General features: G+C 46.1%; 16 protein-coding genes. 9 read left to right on the forward strand and 7 right to left on the reverse strand.

What is annotated here, in order from left to right; translation table 11 throughout:
- Positions 1-69: 69 nt before the first annotated feature.
- On the reverse strand, positions 70-960 hold the full coding sequence (locus L1D21_RS00985) for an aldo/keto reductase (protein ID WP_239843363.1): 891 nt from the start codon (positions 958-960) through the stop codon (positions 70-72).
- A gap of 134 nt (positions 961-1,094) precedes the next feature.
- Positions 1,095-2,729 carry a mechanosensitive ion channel family protein gene (locus tag L1D21_RS00990; protein ID WP_239843364.1) on the reverse strand — a complete coding sequence of 545 codons (1,635 nt, stop codon included), beginning with the start codon at positions 2,727-2,729 and terminating at the stop codon, positions 1,095-1,097.
- A 124-nt stretch (positions 2,730-2,853) separates the two neighbouring features.
- Between L1D21_RS00990 and L1D21_RS00995 the strand changes: the two genes are divergently transcribed.
- Positions 2,854-3,189, forward strand: coding sequence for a hypothetical protein (locus tag L1D21_RS00995; protein WP_239844157.1), 336 nt, complete (start codon positions 2,854-2,856; stop codon positions 3,187-3,189).
- 73 nt (positions 3,190-3,262) lie between these two features.
- Here L1D21_RS00995 and L1D21_RS16495 read toward each other — a convergent pair whose 3' ends face one another.
- Positions 3,263-3,388 (reverse strand): hypothetical protein, encoded by a 126-nt coding sequence (locus L1D21_RS16495; RefSeq protein WP_275658874.1) that lies wholly within the window; start codon positions 3,386-3,388, stop codon positions 3,263-3,265.
- 311 nt (positions 3,389-3,699) lie between these two features.
- Here L1D21_RS16495 and L1D21_RS01000 point away from each other — a divergent pair, with 311 nt between their 5' ends.
- The 6 genes from L1D21_RS01000 (at position 3,700) to rraB (ending at position 8,353) form a co-directional block, all read left to right on the forward strand.
- On the forward strand, positions 3,700-3,954 hold the full coding sequence (locus L1D21_RS01000) for an ABC-type zinc uptake system zinc chaperone (protein ID WP_239843365.1): 255 nt from the start codon (positions 3,700-3,702) through the stop codon (positions 3,952-3,954).
- A 76-nt stretch (positions 3,955-4,030) separates the two neighbouring features.
- The gene (locus L1D21_RS01005) at positions 4,031-5,221 is read left to right on the forward strand and encodes an OprO/OprP family phosphate-selective porin (protein WP_239843366.1); all 1,191 of its coding nucleotides are present in this window, start codon (positions 4,031-4,033) and stop codon (positions 5,219-5,221) included.
- Positions 5,205-6,119: a zinc ABC transporter substrate-binding protein gene (locus tag L1D21_RS01010; RefSeq protein ID WP_239843367.1), complete on the forward strand. Its 915-nt coding sequence runs from the start codon at positions 5,205-5,207 to the stop codon at positions 6,117-6,119. Before L1D21_RS01005 ends, L1D21_RS01010 begins: the two co-directional genes overlap by 17 nt.
- 61 nt (positions 6,120-6,180) lie before the next feature.
- Positions 6,181-6,954 carry a metal ABC transporter permease gene (locus tag L1D21_RS01015; protein WP_239843369.1) on the forward strand — a complete coding sequence of 258 codons (774 nt, stop codon included), beginning with the start codon at positions 6,181-6,183 and terminating at the stop codon, positions 6,952-6,954.
- A gap of 228 nt (positions 6,955-7,182) precedes the next feature.
- On the forward strand, positions 7,183-7,914 hold the full coding sequence (locus L1D21_RS01020; RefSeq protein WP_239843370.1) for a 1-acylglycerol-3-phosphate O-acyltransferase: 732 nt from the start codon (positions 7,183-7,185) through the stop codon (positions 7,912-7,914).
- Positions 7,915-7,948: 34 nt separating this feature from the next.
- Positions 7,949-8,353 (forward strand): ribonuclease E inhibitor RraB, encoded by a 405-nt coding sequence (gene rraB / locus L1D21_RS01025; RefSeq protein WP_239843372.1) that lies wholly within the window; start codon positions 7,949-7,951, stop codon positions 8,351-8,353.
- Between the two features lie 59 nt (positions 8,354-8,412).
- Here the strand turns inward: rraB and L1D21_RS01030 are convergent, their stop codons facing one another.
- A complete protein-coding gene (locus L1D21_RS01030; RefSeq protein ID WP_239843374.1) occupies positions 8,413-9,375 on the reverse strand; it encodes a diguanylate cyclase in 963 nt (320 codons plus the stop codon).
- Between the two features lie 12 nt (positions 9,376-9,387).
- Positions 9,388-10,380 carry a response regulator gene (locus tag L1D21_RS01035; protein WP_239843376.1) on the reverse strand — a complete coding sequence of 331 codons (993 nt, stop codon included), beginning with the start codon at positions 10,378-10,380 and terminating at the stop codon, positions 9,388-9,390.
- Positions 10,381-10,750: 370 nt separating this feature from the next.
- On the opposite strand from L1D21_RS01035, the gene L1D21_RS01040 reads away from it, so the two are divergent.
- Both L1D21_RS01040 and L1D21_RS01045 read left to right on the forward strand, forming a co-directional pair.
- Positions 10,751-11,557 carry a crotonase/enoyl-CoA hydratase family protein gene (locus L1D21_RS01040; protein ID WP_239843377.1) on the forward strand — a complete coding sequence of 269 codons (807 nt, stop codon included), beginning with the start codon at positions 10,751-10,753 and terminating at the stop codon, positions 11,555-11,557.
- Between the two features lie 115 nt (positions 11,558-11,672).
- A complete protein-coding gene (locus L1D21_RS01045; protein WP_239843378.1) occupies positions 11,673-12,170 on the forward strand; it encodes a YqhA family protein in 498 nt (165 codons plus the stop codon).
- 10 nt (positions 12,171-12,180) lie between these two features.
- Here the strand turns inward: L1D21_RS01045 and L1D21_RS01050 are convergent, their stop codons facing one another.
- Positions 12,181-13,026 carry a DUF3530 family protein gene (locus L1D21_RS01050; protein WP_239843379.1) on the reverse strand — a complete coding sequence of 282 codons (846 nt, stop codon included), beginning with the start codon at positions 13,024-13,026 and terminating at the stop codon, positions 12,181-12,183.
- Positions 13,027-13,181: 155 nt separating this feature from the next.
- Entirely contained in the window at positions 13,182-16,088 is a 2,907-nt protein-coding gene (rapA, locus tag L1D21_RS01055) for an RNA polymerase-associated protein RapA (RefSeq protein WP_239843380.1), read from the reverse strand.
- Positions 16,089-16,099: the final 11 nt, after the last annotated feature.

Here is a 16,099-nt window from a genome sequence, read left to right on the forward strand (position 1 = left end):
AGCAGCGATAAAACAGCCAGCAATTATGCTGGCTTTTTTGTGGGTGATGCCTGTTGCTCATTTAATGCATTAGGCAACACTGTGGCCATTGGCAGCCTGTAGAATACTAAACCATTGCTGCCGGTCTAATTGGAGTTGTTGCGATGCAACCGCGGCGCTGATCCTATCTAACTGGCCACTGCCGATAATGGGTTTGGGCTGACAGGGCAAGGCTCGCACCCAAGCGTAGATAACTTGGCTGATATCCTTGATGCCGTGCTGCGTAGCAATTTCATTTAACGTATGGCGCAGGCGGACTAGTTTGTCTGAATTGCCGCTAAAAATGTCACCGCCACCTAGACAAGACCAGGCCATAGGTGAGCAGCGATATTGCTGACACTGATCTAGGCTGCCATCATTAAGGCTAGCTAACTGCATAGGAGATATTTCGAGTTGATTGGTCACCAGAGGCTGATCCAGACGAGATTGTAATAGCTCGAACTGGCTGGGACTGAAGTTTGATACCCCAAAATGCTTCACCTTACCGGTTTGATACAACTGCTCGAAGGCGCGGGCGACTTCATCGGCATTCATCAAAGGATCCGGGCGATGGATAAGTAGCAGATCGATACAATCGATATTCAATGCTTTAAGTGAGTTTTCAGCGCTGTGAATGATGTGCTCATAACTAGCATCATAATGGTTTACATAGCGTGCGGGTGTCGAGGCAAATGCGGGTTTGATGCCACATTTAGTGACGATTTGCATCTGCTCTCGCAGCGAAGGAGCCAAGTTTAATGCCTTACCGAACAACGTTTCACATTGATATTCACCATAGATATCGGCGTGATCCATGCTAGTGACCCCTAACTCGAGATAATGTTCAATCAAGCCTAAGGTTTGTTGGGCAGTTTGTTGCCAACTTGCGAGACGCCAAAAGCCGGCGATAAAAGGTGAAAGCGTCAAGGCTTTAGGGCTCATTTTAGGCTCCAGAAAAGGGCGATAAATAATGCAGTATGGTGGCAGTTTGTGTGAGAAGTGCCAAGCGTTACTGATTTTATAATGAGTAATAACTAAAAGTGACAAGGGGCGATAACGCCCCTTGTGGTTTAACCCTAATCCGCTTGGGTCTGATAGATATGTAGATCGCGCTGTGGGAAAGGAATAGTGATGTTTTCTTGATCGAAACGCATCTTCACTGCACGGGTTATATCCCAATACACTTCCCAGTAATCTTCGGGTTTCACCCAAGGGCGCACAATAAAGTCCACAGAAGACTCGTTGAGCAGATGCAACTTGACCGTCGGCTCTGGGGTTTTCATGACTTTCTCATGACTGCTGACAATTTCGGTCAGCACTTTCTCAGTCTTAGGAATATCATCGCCATAACCAATCCCAAAAGTCATATCAACGCGGCGAACATGCTCGGCGGTAATGTTATTAATGGTATCACCCCAAATTTTGTTGTTGGGGATGATAAGACGTTGGTTATCTAAGGTCTTAATGGTGGTTGATACTAAGCTCATTTGGCTGACTTTACCCGTCACTCCGGCGGCATTGATCAGGTCGCCGACGTCATAAGGACGGTAGATTAAGATCATCATTCCTGATGCGAAGTTCGACAAGGTATCTTGCAAGGCGAAACCGATAATCACACCCGCGACACCGAAACCGGCCAGTAGTGGGCCTAATTCAAAGCCAAGTTGAGAAAGGGCAATCATCAAACCTATGGCAAATACCACCTTGCCAGACAAAGACACAAAGAAGTCTTGTAATAACTGGCTAAATTTAAATTTAGAGGTATTAACCGCTTTTCTTACCACGCGTTGAGTTGCTTTGCCCGCTAGGCTGGCAAGGAATAAAATTAGCAAGAAAATAAATACTTTAAAGACGATTCCTGGACCATTATCCATGGCTTGGTTTTTGGCCGTATTCCACCACTGGCTGACAAGATCGCCAGCAACATCGATATTAAGTACATCCTGAGTAATATCCCCAGAAATACTAAAAAGGGTCTGTTTAAGGTTAGAGGTGTCTTTGTCTAGTTGATCTAGTAAGTTGATTGCGACCGATAGGCTACCACTGGTTAAAGATAGGCGCTCTTTAAGTCTAGTCACCAAGGTCGTTTGTTCGCTACTGACATCTGCGCCTGCTGTGGCAGCATCTTCGACGGCAGTCTTGAGCTTAGCTTGGGTAAATTGCACTAGGCTGTTAAGAATATCTGAGCGCTGTAATAACTGAGTCGTAAGCTGCGTTTTCTGTTCGCTAACATCTTGATTTAAGCTTTCAAGCCAGTTTAGGGTTTCCAATTTAGCCTTTAAAAAGTCGTCACGCTCACTCTCTCTGGTGGCTAAATTGAACATCACATGGGTGTCATTATTTTTGCCAAGTTGAGACTTAAATAATTCAATATCGTTGGCAAAATATTTTCCGACCTGATTAATAAAAGTTAAGTGTTCTTGTATTAATGGTACTAAGTCGGTTTTGTCGCTGTCTTTGTCTGTCATTAATAGTTTGATTTTATTGTGAAACTGAGTTGCATGCTCTTTGACTCGGTACTCAATAAACTGCTTCATTTCACCACTGCTACCAGGCAGTTTTTCTACATCGGCACTAATCGTTGCTTGAATCTGTCTGAGTTCCGCTATTGGCGGTGTTGTCACAGAGTCTGCAGTAGAAGTTTCGGCGTAAGAGGGGGAAAGACCCGTTGCCAAGAGGGTCAGCAACACAAATGTAAGGGCGCGCAACATAGCTAAGATCCTTTTATATGTAGAGATTTGAATCATAAACCCTCTTTGTATAGCTGTAAAATGACAACTGCGAAAAGTTAGCTTCATCTGTTAAACTGTGCGCCAAATTATGGGGGCTTGTATTGTGTTGTGTACTCACTGTAGTAAATCTTTTGGTGTCGATAGCGTAAAGGCGCAACGAGGAAAAGGGCTTAATGCGCAGATCCAATGTCCTCATTGTCAGGCTTGGTTAGGGAAAAGTCCGTTGCTGAGCCTATTAAAGATGTTGGGGTTTTATATTGGCGCTGCGGCGTTAGTGTATGGGTATTTTGACTCAGAACTGCGTTTTTTAACGATACCCGTGGGGATTTTAGCGGTAATGACCCTGTTGGTGTGTCACTTGATGGATCATCTCAAGGTGACTGAAGCACCAGAAGTTAAGCAAGTGGATGACAGTGAACACAGACGTAAATATCGTTGAGAGCCCCAAGCCCATTGTATGCTATTTAACAAAAAGGTGAGTTTGATGACTCACCTTGTGGCTCAGTTGGCTGTTAGTCGACAACCTGAACTTGTGCTTCTAGCGCCGCTTCAACGTAATAGATGCCGCCTAATATGGCAACAAAGAAGATGGTTGTCCAAAATATCATTTTTAAATTTTCACGGAAAAATTCTTTCATACTGTTATTCCTAGTATCTGAATCGTAGATATCTGGTATCAATTATTTAAGCTACATTTTAGTCACTATTACTTAAGACAGACTTAATTTAATCGCTAGTTGAGGTGACCTGGCTCATGCTTTAGCATTGGACTTACAGTTCGTTCGTCGATAGTTTTTGTTACAAAGCTAACATGTGATGTCGCGATTGTTGCTTGACTTCAAAGATGTGATCTATAACACTCCTCGCTCAAGACAAGGTCGCAATTGTTTAATTATTACTGTTTAGCACTATGGCATTTATCCATCCAAGGTTAGCAAAAAGCGTAGCAATGTGGCTCAGTGCCATACTGTTCTGCTTGTCTGTTGCTGCGCCTGCCCATAGTCTGGAACATTTTGATGATGCGGCGCAAAATCACTGTACCTTGTGTATTCATAAGGCACATTTCAATACGCTACTCCCTTGTGGCGATTTCAGTTTTACTCTTCCCCAGCAAAATTGTGCACCTCAAGTCGAGGCCGCGTTCTCGACCCAGAGCCGTCACGTTAGCTATTTTCACAGTCGTGCCCCTCCCGTTCTCCTATAAGCCATTTTTTAAAATTTAAATTTTTATCTCTTATTGTCTTTGACAAGAGAGAAACTTGCTTATATTTGGAGATTTTATGACTCGCTTTATTATCCGTTCATCTGTGGCGGCTGTCGCCTGTGCCTTAGTTTCAAACAGTGTGCTAGCCGAAGATGCGACACTCACTAATCCTGCTATCAGTGCGATTCTTGATGGTTATTATCAAAACACCGAGCGACCGATGGCGGAACGTAGCGAAGGGTTTGGTTTAGGCCATACCGAATTAGCGTTAAGTGCCAATATCGATGATATGTTTTATGGCAAGTTAACCACTGTGGTAGAAACGAATGACGGCGAGACTGAGATAGGTTTGGAAGAAGCCTTTATTCAGACTTTGTCTATGCCTGCAGGCTTCTCGGTTCGCGCCGGACGTTTCTTGTCTGATGTCGGTTACATGAATAATCAACATGTGCATGTTGATGCTTTTACCGACAGACCAGCCGCTTACCGTGCTTTCTTAGGCAGCCATTATTTCGATGATGGTTTACGTCTGGCTTATGTCGCCCCGACGGATCTCTATTGGACCTTAGGTGTTGAAGCCTTTAAAGGCGATAGCATGCGCGCCGAAGATGAAGTCGGAGATCGTGAGTTTAAAAACTTAGGGGTCTATACCGCCTTCACTAAATTTGGTGGTGATATTGGGGTTAGTAGTTCATGGATGATGGGCCTAAGTTACCTGCGCAATGAAAATGGACGTCTGTCAGAACCTTTATCCTCAGGGACTGCAGCGGTCGATGATCATGACCATGACCATGACCATAGCCACGGTGCTATGTACACAGGTGAAAACACTTATATCGCTGACTTTGTCTATAAGTGGGCGCCCAATGGTAACTATAAGTATCAACACTTGACCTTAAGCGGTGAGTTTTTCCGCGTCACCGATTATGCACCAGCAGAAGATCATGCCGCTACCCATGCACATGATGATGCTCCGGGTGATCACACGGGTTGGTACGTCAGCTCTGTGTATCAATTTACACCCAATTGGTCAGCGGGATTGCGTTATGGCCAGCTTGATACCCATGAACTGCATGACGATCATTTTGACGCGCAGAAGCTGAAAGAAACTGAAGTGAGTTTGGCTTGGCATAACAGTCATTTCTCTACCGTTCGTTTGCAATATACTCATCAGGATGGCACTAACTTCGATGGTATCGAAGATGACCATGTCATCACACTTCAATATGTTATGGCTTTGGGGGCTCACGGTGCGCATCAATTCTAAATTTATCAAAGCAAGCTGCGCGGCACTTGCACTCTCGTTTGTTAATACTGCACAGGCTGAACTGAATATTTTTGCCTGTGAACCTGAGTATGCTGCGCTGGCAAAAGCGTTGGCTCCTGATGCCAACATTTATTCGGCGACCACAGCGATGCAAGATCCGCATCAAGTGCAGGCCAGACCAAGCCTTATCGCTAAGCTGCGCCAGGCGGATTTAGCCATCTGTGCTGGTGCCGGATTAGAGGTGGGTTGGTTACCTATGCTGCAGATGAAATCGGCTAACGCCAAGGTGCGTTCGACCGACAATGGTCTGTTCTATGCCGCTGAGCATATTCAAACATTGGATAAGCTCGATAAAGTCGATCGCAGCATGGGTGATGTTCATGCCCAAGGTAATCCGCATCTGCATTTCGATCCTGAGCGTTTATTGCAAGTAGCTCAGGCGCTTAACCTGAAGTTGGTTCAATTAGATCCCGATGCAAAGCCGCAGTATGACGCGGCTTTCACCGATTTCTCTACTCGTTGGCAAGCGGCAACAGTAAAGTGGCAAACGCTCGCGGCGCCGCTTAAAGGCAAGAAAGTGATCGCTTACCACACCAGCTTCCGTTACCTGTTTAACTGGTTGGGTATGGAACAAGTGGGTGACTTAGAGCCTAAGCCTGGACTACCGCCGAGCACAAGTCATTTGGCCAGCTTGCAGAGTCGTGCCAAACAAGGGGATGTCATGGCGATTATCGTGGCATCTTATCAAGATGAGCGTGGTGCCGATTGGTTGGGGGAACGTACCGATCTTCCTGTGCAGATGTTACCTATGTCAGTAGGTGGCAACGACGATAGTCAAGACTTGTTCTCGCTCTACCAAAGTGTCATTACTTTATTGCTGAAAACTAGTCAAAAGTAGTGGTTTCAAGATAGCGTCTCGTTAATGAGACGCTATCGTGATTAATCGATAGGTACACATCATGTTGGATTTAGACCTACTGTCTATTTTATTACCTGCCTTTGCTGCTGGGATACTCGTGTTATCAACCCACGTGTTGCTAGGTAGCCAAGTGTTAAAGCGCGGTATTATTTTCATCGATTTGGCCATCGCTCAAGTGGCGGCCTTGGGGGCGATTATTGCCCACACCAATCATGATATTGAGCATATTGCTTACGCACATCTTTGGATGCCAGCGCTGTTTGCCTTAATGGGAGCCGGATTTATTGCTTGGTTATCTAAGCGCATGGCCGATGAGTTGGAAGCCATTATTGGTTGTTTCTATGTGTTATCGGCAGTGGCAGCCATGTTGTTATTGTCCAATGATCCTCATGGTGCTGAGATGCTCAAACAGTTGATGTCTGGTCAAATATTATGGGTCAATTGGTCTCAACTTTGGGTACCTGCGATTGTGTCTGCCCTGGTTTTAGTGGCCATCGCCTTAAGACCGCAGCTGTTGGATGGCGTGGCTTTTTATCTGATTTTTGCCTTAGTGATCACCTTGTCAGTGGAACTGGTAGGGGTCTACTTGGTGTTTAGTTCGCTGATTTTGCCAGCGTTGGCGGTAAATAAGTATCTGGGCAAATCTAAGTGGGCGATGGCTTACCTGGTCGGGATTATGGGTTATGCCGTGGGGTTGATTTTATCGGCGACCTTCGACTTGCCCAGTGGCGCGGCGATTGTGGCGACCTTGGCCCTGAGTGCGGTCGTTTTTCGTTATTTGAGCGCACTGGTAATTAAGGGAAAAACGATTTAATTGGCTAAAAGTCATTTGGAAAACCGATAACCGTGTGTCTTTCTACATAATGATAAGTAAGCTGGCTTGGCAAAGTCAGCTTATTTTTTTGTTTAAAATAAAAGACTTGTAAGTATGGGATGATAAGGATTCACCCGAAAATGAACGGTTGATGAAATCTTCAGCATACAGGTGTAAGTCATTTTTCTTACTGATATAATGGCGCCTCTTAAATCACGAGGGTTTATTGTGCTGTTAATTCTCAGGTCATTGATCTTGGCCACCATGTTATTACTGGCTTTTGTTTTTGGTGGACTCTATTGTCTACTGCGACCTCGTCACCGTGATAATGTTCACTTTTTTGCTAGAATCTTCTCTTGGGCTGCGCCTGTATTAGGGGTGAAAGTGGTCGTGCGTAAGGCCAAAGTCGACTTAAAAGAGCCTTGTATTTATCTTGCCAATCATCAAAATAACTTTGATTTGTTTACTCATACCGCAGTGGTGCCCAAAGGGACTGTAAGCTTGGGGAAAAAGAGTTTGGCTTGGATCCCTGTGTTTGGGCAGATCTATTGGTTATCGGGTAATATCCTGATCGACCGTAAGAATCGTAATCGCGCCTTTGAAACCATGGCACAGACAGCCAAGAAGATTAAAGACAAATGTTTGTCTATTTGGATTTTCCCTGAAGGCACTCGTTCTCGAGGTAAGGGCTTGTTACCTTTTAAGGCCGGAGCATTCCATACTGCGATCGAAGCCGGGGTCGCTATGGTGCCAGTATTGGCTTCTAACCAAGAGCATATTAAGCTTAATCGTTGGAACAATGGTGTGGTTATCATTGAGATGATGGAACCGATAGAAACCAAAGGTTTGGCGAAAAACCAAGTTAAAGAGCTTTCGGCGCACATTCATGCCATGATGGCCGAAAAGTTAGCGCAGTTAAATCAGGAAGCCAAAGTGTTAATGGCGCAAAAGGCCGTTTAACTCATTATTTTATTTGTTTAAGTTGGAGTGATCCATGTCTACACAACGTCAGTTACAGGAACAGAAACAAGAGAATCAAGAGATTGTCGATGCGATCCTTGCCGATGGTTCTGAGCCCGATGCTGAATACACTATTGAGCACCATTTTTCAGCAACTAACTTTGATCGTTTAGAGAAGGCTGCAGTTGAAGCCTTTAAAATGGGATTCGAAGTCAACGATGCCGAAGAGATGGAGCTAGACGATGGTTCGGTGATCTATTGTTTCGATGCCATTGCTTATCACAAACTAGATGTGGCTCTGTTGGATAAAGCCTGTGAAGATTTGATCCAGTTAGCGGCCAAACAGAAAGTGGATTATGACGGTTGGGGCACCTATTTTATTGGTGATCAGGCCGATGAAGAAGATGAGCTAGACGAACAGCAGGCTCGATTCCATTAATTATAAAAAAGCTCATCGATTGATGAGCTTTTTTATAACCAGCCATTTTACAGCCGTCGCTATTGCTGCTGGTAAACCTTGCAACAGTTACGTCCAGCATCTTTGGCGCTATATAAAGCCTTATCAGCCTGGGCCAGCCATTGGGCGCTACTGGTGATGCTAGGGTCGAGGCCACAAATACCAATGCTGATGGTGACACTCATATTGAAGCCTTCATAATGCATCTCGGTGGCGGCAATTTTCTCTCGTAATCGTTGGGCAAAATGCAACCCTTGTTCTGCCACCGTACTGGGTAGCAATACTGAAAACTCTTCCCCACCATAGCGGCCTGCATAATCGGTATCACGCAGCGATTGCTTTAATATTGTCGCCACATGCTGGATCACCTTATCACCAGCCACATGGCCATAGGTGTCATTGATTTTTTTGAAATGATCGATATCGAACATCACTAAAGTGGTGGGTTCACCATAGCGATTATAACGATCAAACTCGTGCTGCATACTGACTTGCCAATGGCGCCGATTATGTAGTTGCGTCAGTTCATCGGTTTGGCTCAGGTGTTCTAAACGTTCATTTGCCGACTTGAGCTGTAAACGGTTAATGGCCACGTCGGTCACATCATAGATAATCAAGCTGATGTGAGTAATTTCTCCTGTTGGCGATGAAATGGGCAACAGGGTGACATTTTGATACATGAAATCGGCTCGTCCGGTAATGGGACGATAATTACCGAATTTAAATATGTAAGGACGTTGTTCCCAGCTGATAAAGGCTCGATTTTTGAGCAGGAATACTGACTCCATTTTCTGCTTTAACCATGCCGCAGGTAGATAGTCCAGCTTGTCGAATAGGTTTTTCCCTCTGATGCTGCTAGGGGATATACCACTGTGGTTTTCCATAAAACCATTCCATAACTGCACATCGTAATGACGATCGAGCACCACTAAGCCGACTTCGATGGTTTGCACCATATCGATAAGCCAGTGTAATTCATTAATCGGGCTTTGCTTTTGTGTCATGTGATATCCAGATTAATCGAGCATATAGTTAAGCTTGTTGTTGAGCGTCGGCAATGAGTCTTCAGTAAACAGTAGCAACAAGTCGCATTGAATGTTGTGGCCTTCGATTCGATAGTTAATCTCCATCGCTAAGGTGCGAGACCACTTGCTGGCGTTTTCCTGCACTAAGTCGTTGACGCTACAATGTCTGCCCAATACCACAGGATGACTCTGACTAAATTGCATGTGCAGTTGTTCTGATATTCCGCTGAGGAAGGCACCAATCAGTACATTACCTGTATCTATCATCACCTCAATTTCAGTATTGCTGTCTTCTGGGTTTTCAAATCCCATTAATTTGGCCATATCTTTAAAAGAGGAATCATGGAACAGCAACAAGGCTTCACCTGCAACGCCAGCACCGATAAAGCCTTGGCATAGCGCCGAAATACTGCTGTATTGTTCGGTGGCTTTGAGCGTCATGGTGAGTTCGCTGACTTCGAGCACATTCACGCTGGGGATGGGCAGTAACACATAGACATTGAGCAATTTAGCCAACAGATCCGCCGCACGTCCCATGGCGATATTAGCCACTTCTTGACAGGCATCGCGAAAATCGACCTCAATCATTGCTGGCGTGTTGTTTTGATCTGAGCCTGTATTAAGAATGCCGTAAGCTTGCAAGATATGACTGATGCCATTAGTGCTGATTGGCTTTTGGATAAAGTCGAGGGCACCTAAGGATTTCACCTTAGCATGAGCTTGAGGCTGAATATCGCCAGAAACGACGATCACCATGGCTGGGAGATCTTCATCATGTATGGCTTGCAACACATCATAACCATCCATGACGGGCATATTGAGATCAAGAAAAACCACCTCGCCTTTGCCATTTCTAATGGCTTCGAGTCCCTCTGCGCCGTTAGTGGCGAAGGTGAGTTCGATATCCCAATCCTTAGGAAGTATTCGTGCCATCTGCTTTCTTGCTAGTGCAGAGTCATCGCAGATCAGTATTGGGAGTGACATCCTGTTATTCGGTCCTAATTTGGTCTGTAAATAGCTTGTTAAGCTGCTATTGACGACCAACTTTTGTAATTTCTAAAATTCCAACATTCATAACTATGCTAGATAATTCGTGGTTAATTTACTAAGACACTGCAAATTAACAAAAGCTCCCAGCTTTATTCTGTAAATTTATCTACAGCCAGTTAAATGAGAGTAAACCTTTCGTTTCATTATAAGTATCAAATTAAACTCGCTAGGTAAAATAGTGGGTGACATTTTATTGACGGCTGTCAGAAATTGGGCGGATGTTACATGTTTTAGCTGGATTTAACAAATGTGTTAACATCCAAGGTTATGGACAGACTTGTTGGTTTCGAAGGAGGGAAAAACCATGTTCCACCCCTGTGTTAAATTGACCCTTGAATCACAAATTGCCATCGTCGAGTTACAGCGTCCTGAAAAATACAATGCCCTGAATTATGAGATGTTTACTGAGATACGCAGGGTGCAAAAACGTCTGGCGAAAGATCGAGATATTCGTGTCGTGATCTTAACTGGTAGTGGCGGCAATTTCTGTTCTGGCCTCGATGTTGGTAGTGTTATGAGTTCGCCGCTACAGGCGTTAAAGCTGTTATTTAAGTGGTTGCCGGGTCAGGCTAATTTGGCCCAGCAAGTCTCTATAGGTTGGCGACGTTTACCTGTACCGGTTATTTGTGCCTTGGAAGGCATTTGTTATGGTGGCGGGATGCAAATTGCGTTAGGTGCCGATATCCGTGTGGCCAGCCCAGATTGTCGTTTGTCGATCATGGAGGCTAAATGGGGGCTAGTGCCGGACATGGCCGGCTTCGTAGGTTTAAGAGAGCTAGTGACTAAAGACATTGCCATGTTGCTCACCTTAAGTGCGGATATTATCGATGCACAACAAGCGCAGCAATATGGTCTAGTGACACAGATAAGTGAACATCCGCTAGCACATGCTAAGACCTTAGCTAAACAGTTACTCAATACTTCTCCCGATGCCAGTGCTGCCATTAAGCATAATATCAATCGAAGTTGGCGAGCCTGTGAGTCCAGCTTGCTGCGCCGCGAGACCTGGAGTCAAATTCGACTATTGTTGGGCAAGAATCGGGCGATCGCCGCGCTACGACAGACGAAAGATCCACAGCGTCGTTATGGTCAACGTCAGCCGTGGTGGTAGTCGATAAACATGAGCTTAATCACACTCTATTTAGATTGTTGAGATCTTAGTGCAACAGACGATTAGGATCTTATGCCAATCAGTATTAAGTCATAACAACAATAGGAAAGAATACATGCGTGAACTGTTTGAACGTTTTCTGTGGAGTAGTCGCCTCTCGGTTATGGTGGGTGTGTTTGCCTGTATCGTGGCCGCCTTCGTCGTGTTCATTATGGGAATTAAAGATGTGGTGCATATGACGGCGCTGATCTGGGATTACCTAATGACGGGGAGCCATCAAGTGCGTAATGAACTGGTCATGGTGGTGGTTGAGATACTCGATACTTTCCTATTGGGCTCGGTATTACTCATCTTCGCTTTTGGGCTTTATGAACTATTTATTAGCAACTTACAGGCGGCAGAAGACAGTGAGGCCGGTGGTAAAATCTTGGTGATCAGTAGCATCGATTCGCTCAAAAGTAAGCTAGGTAAAGTGATCTTAATGATGTTAATCATTAAGGTGTTTTCTTACTTTACTGAGATGAAACCCGCTTCCATGTTGGAACTGCTGTATATGGGCATTATCGTGGTGTTGGTCGCACTGGCATTAATGCTGAGCAAAGATAAAAAATAGTCTACTAATGCTACGGATAGGCCTTGTCTATCCGTCTGGCAAATCCATCAATCATCTTCAACACTTCAAGCCAAGTACTCGGCTGATCCAGGTTCAGTGCCAGTCGCTGCTGTTCATAGCGTAACGGTTTATTTTGCGGTGCTAATTGCAGCCTTTGCTCGGCGGTCGCCAAGGCTTCTGCTGTGGCATCGGGAGACTGAATATCCAGCACGGCAAGATTCAGTTTTCCCAGTTGTTGTGGCAATTGGCGGTTTTCTTCACTGTGTGGCGAATAGGGGTTTATCACCACTAAAATATCCGGCGTGGCTAAACGGCCGTGAAACAGTTGGTCGATAACAATGCCTGCTCCACGAGCCTCTACAATCAACATACGCTTACCTGCATAGGGTTGGCCTAGCGGGTCAATCTGATTAATGGTTTGGATCAGCTGCTGGTTTTGGCTGTCTCGGATCTCACGCCACTGAGATTGAGTATACATAGACTGGGCTGTATCGGTTTGTGGCTCTAGCTGTTTTTCTCCCGCTTTGGGGATCTCGCCCGCTTTCGTTTCAAAATTGACCTGAGCCGCTGCATCGGGAGCGGGTAGGCTAATGGTGGCCCAGCCCTGCTGATTCAGATGACGTCGTAAATAACTGATGATACCGACAGGATCAGCATGAGTGCCTAAATCTCCGATTAAGATGGCGGCGCCCATTTGATGTTGGCCTTGCCAAGGGCGGACTAAGACTTGACTTGGACTGCCGTTAATTTGGATCTCGGCAATCTCATCAGTCGGTACGTAGTCATATTTTGCTAGGGTAAAACCGCTGCTGGCGACAAGGCTGATGAGCAAGGTGATGAGTAATAGCGGTTTCATGAAGCTAAGGTCATTCTATTGGCTTGTTGAGCCTAACAGTATGCCCGTTTTCAGATCTGCTGCCAATATAGTGCAGTGCAGTGCAGTGCGGTGATAAACAGCAATGCGGCAGTCTAAACTGCCGCATTGCTGACTTTAGGTATCGCAGAGACACATTATGCGTGGCTGACGAGCACTAGGCGCACAGCATCGAGTTGTAACAGGCAACCGTCAAGGTACTGATTCAGTTCGCTCATCTGCTCTTTAAGGTGGGTTAACTCTTCGTCACGAATATTGGGGTTAACCGCTTTAAGCGCCTCTAAACGTGCTAGCTCGTTGGTGAGTTGGCTGGTCATCTTAGCGCGAGCGCTCTCGGTAAGTTGTTGCAGTTCGACCTGTGCATAAGTTTCAGCCTTGGCAAACAGCGGATGCAGCAGGGTTTGCGAGGCGTTAACCAATTTGCTGGCGATATGACGATTAACCGCGCTGAGCTGCTTATCGAAACTTTCGTAACTCACATTATCTGACAAGTTATTGCCATTTTTGTCTAGCAAGATCCGCACAGGTGTCGGTGGCATATAGCGATACAGTTGGCTCGACTTAGGTGCAGATGCATCGGCCATATAAATAAGCTCAAGGAAAATTGTTCCTGCAGGTAGCGCCTTATTCTTCAATACGGCTACGCTGGTGGTGCCGGTTTCTGACGAGGTGATTAAATCCAATCCGGTTTGTACCAAAGGATGCTCTTGGGTGATCAGCGCAATATCGTCACGAGACAGTGCCATTTCACGATCGAAGGTGACGGTTAAGCCATCTTCCGGCAGCCCTGGATAGGTTGGGAACATCATGTGCTCACTTGGGTGAAGCACGATGGCGTTTTCACCGCTGTCTTCCTGCTCGACACCTATGATGTCCCACAGGCGGATAACCGAACCAATCAGCTGAGTATCTTGATCTCGCGCCGCAAGACTGGCGACCAGTTTATTGGCCTTGTCGCCGCCGTGAGAGTTAATCTCCAGCAGCTTATCGCGGCCTTGTTCCATCGCCTTTTTCAATGCTTTATAGCGAGTCTGAGTGTGATTAAGCAGCTGAGTGAAATGAGTTTCATCTTGTTCTAACAGCTGAGTTAGCAGCTCTTGGGAAAACTCATTAAACAGAATATGGCCAATAGGGCAGGTCTGCTCGAAGGCATTTAGGCCTTGGTTATACCACTGCATTAAACGTTCTTGCGCCGTATCGGCGAGATAAGGCAGATGGATCTCGACATCGTTTGCCTGACCGATTCGATCGAGACGACCGATACGCTGCTCAAGCAGATCGGGATTAAGCGGCAGATCGAACAAGACTAAATGACTGGCAAACTGGAAGTTACGTCCTTCAGAGCCAATTTCGCTACAGATCAATGCCTGCGCGCCACCGGTTTCTTGGGCAAAATAAGCCCCGGCCTTATCGCGCTCGATAATCGACATGCCTTCATGGAATACCGTTGCCTGAATACCTTCACGGGTACGCAAGGCTTCTTCTAGACTCAGCGCGGTTTCGGCGCGGCTGGCGATGATCAACACCTTCTTGCTGCGATGAGTCTTTAAGAAGTCGATTAACCAATCGACTCGAGGATCGAATTTCCACCAACTGGCGCTATCGCTCTCGAAGGCTTGATAGAGTTTTTCTGGGCTTAATGCCTGTTTTACCTTGGCATCGATATCTTTACTGCCGTCCATCATGGCTGCCACTCTGGCGGCGGTCACATATTGGGCGGGCATCGTCTGCGGGTGAGCATGGAACAGACGCTTAGGGAACCCTTTTACTGAGGCGCGACTGTTACGATACAGCACGCGACCCGTACCGTGGCGGTCTAATAGCTCTTGCAATAGTTCATCGCGAGCCTCGTTGCGCAAATCCACATCGACGGATTCATCTTCAATCAGACGTAGCGCCGGCGTGATATCTTTTTCATTAAGCAGTTCGGTGAGGCTGACAACAGCGCTATCGGGTAACTTACTGCCTTTGGCTAAGGCATCGGCTGCGCTGGCCACTTCTTTGTAGCTTTCTTCCTCTTTCAGGAAGGCTTGATAGTCGTAGAAACGATCGGGGTCGAGTAAGCGCAAACGGGCAAAGTGACTCTGGTGTCCTAGCTGATCTGGGGTGGCGGTTAATAGCAACACGCCTGGGACGACTTGGCTTAAGGCTTCAACGACACTGTAAGCACGACTTGGTGCCTCTTCACTCCACTCAAGATGATGCGCTTCATCGACAACCATCAGATCCCAATCGGCATCTAAGGCTTGCTCTAGGCGTTTCTTCTTGCGTAGCAGTTCTAAAGAGCAGATGACGAGCTGCTCTGTATAGAACGGATTGTCGTTATCGGCATAGGCTTCGACACAGCGGTCTTCATCGAATACCGAAAAACGCAAATTAAAGCGACGCAGCATTTCAACCAACCACTGATGACGCAAGGTATCAGGAACGATCACCAAGATACGTTCGGCGCGTCCGGTAAGCAGTTGTTGGTGGATGATTAAGCCCGCTTCGATGGTTTTACCTAAACCCACTTCATCGGCAAGTAGCACTCTTGGAGCAAAACGTTGACCCACCTCATGGGCGATCCATTGTTGATGCGGGATCAAGCCAACTCTCGGACCTTGTAGTCCCAATAGATCTGATGTCGCCAGTTTATGTCTTAATAACTGACATTGATAACGCACACCAAAACGGTCGAGACGGTCAATCTGTCCCGCAAACAATCGGTCTTGAGGTTTGTTAAAACGGATATTGTGATTGAGCAGGGTTTCTCTGAGGCTAACCTGTTGTTCGGTTTCACTGTGGATACCGTGGTAGATAACCAGGCCGTCTTTTTCTTCTAGCTCGCTGACGGTGAGGCTCCAGCCTTCGTGACTTTCAATAGTATCGCCTGGGTTATAAATCACTCGGGTCAATGGCGCGTCGGCGCGGGAAAACATACGGTTTTCATCGGTGGCAGGAAACATCAAAGTCACCATGCGGCCTTCTAATCCGACAACGGTACCTAAACCAAGCTCTGATTCGGTATCACTGATCCAACGTTGACCTAAAGAAAAGGGCATTACTAAATTCT

The organism is Shewanella sp. Isolate11, assembly GCF_022398315.1.
Classification (GTDB): Bacteria; Pseudomonadota; Gammaproteobacteria; order Enterobacterales; family Shewanellaceae; genus Shewanella.

Excerpts from the sequence above, each read along its gene's own strand:
- L1D21_RS16495 (WP_275658874.1), bottom strand. The coding sequence starts at position 3,388 with ATGAAAGAATTTTTCCGTGAAAATTTAAAAATGATATTTTGGACAACC.
- L1D21_RS01040 (WP_239843377.1), top strand. The coding sequence starts at position 10,751 with ATGTTCCACCCCTGTGTTAAATTGACCCTTGAATCACAAATTGCCATC.
- L1D21_RS01005 (WP_239843366.1), top strand. The coding sequence starts at position 4,031 with ATGACTCGCTTTATTATCCGTTCATCTGTGGCGGCTGTCGCCTGTGCC.
- L1D21_RS00990 (WP_239843364.1), bottom strand. The coding sequence starts at position 2,729 with ATGTTGCGCGCCCTTACATTTGTGTTGCTGACCCTCTTGGCAACGGGT.
- L1D21_RS01045 (WP_239843378.1), top strand. The coding sequence starts at position 11,673 with ATGCGTGAACTGTTTGAACGTTTTCTGTGGAGTAGTCGCCTCTCGGTT.
- rraB (WP_239843372.1), top strand. The coding sequence starts at position 7,949 with ATGTCTACACAACGTCAGTTACAGGAACAGAAACAAGAGAATCAAGAG.
- L1D21_RS00985 (WP_239843363.1), bottom strand. The coding sequence starts at position 960 with ATGAGCCCTAAAGCCTTGACGCTTTCACCTTTTATCGCCGGCTTTTGG.
- L1D21_RS01015 (WP_239843369.1), top strand. The coding sequence starts at position 6,181 with ATGTTGGATTTAGACCTACTGTCTATTTTATTACCTGCCTTTGCTGCT.
- L1D21_RS01050 (WP_239843379.1), bottom strand. The coding sequence starts at position 13,026 with ATGAAACCGCTATTACTCATCACCTTGCTCATCAGCCTTGTCGCCAGC.
- L1D21_RS01030 (WP_239843374.1), bottom strand. The coding sequence starts at position 9,375 with ATGACACAAAAGCAAAGCCCGATTAATGAATTACACTGGCTTATCGAT.
- rapA (WP_239843380.1), bottom strand. The coding sequence starts at position 16,088 with ATGCCCTTTTCTTTAGGTCAACGTTGGATCAGTGATACCGAATCAGAG.
- L1D21_RS01035 (WP_239843376.1), bottom strand. The coding sequence starts at position 10,380 with ATGTCACTCCCAATACTGATCTGCGATGACTCTGCACTAGCAAGAAAG.
- L1D21_RS01000 (WP_239843365.1), top strand. The coding sequence starts at position 3,700 with ATGTGGCTCAGTGCCATACTGTTCTGCTTGTCTGTTGCTGCGCCTGCC.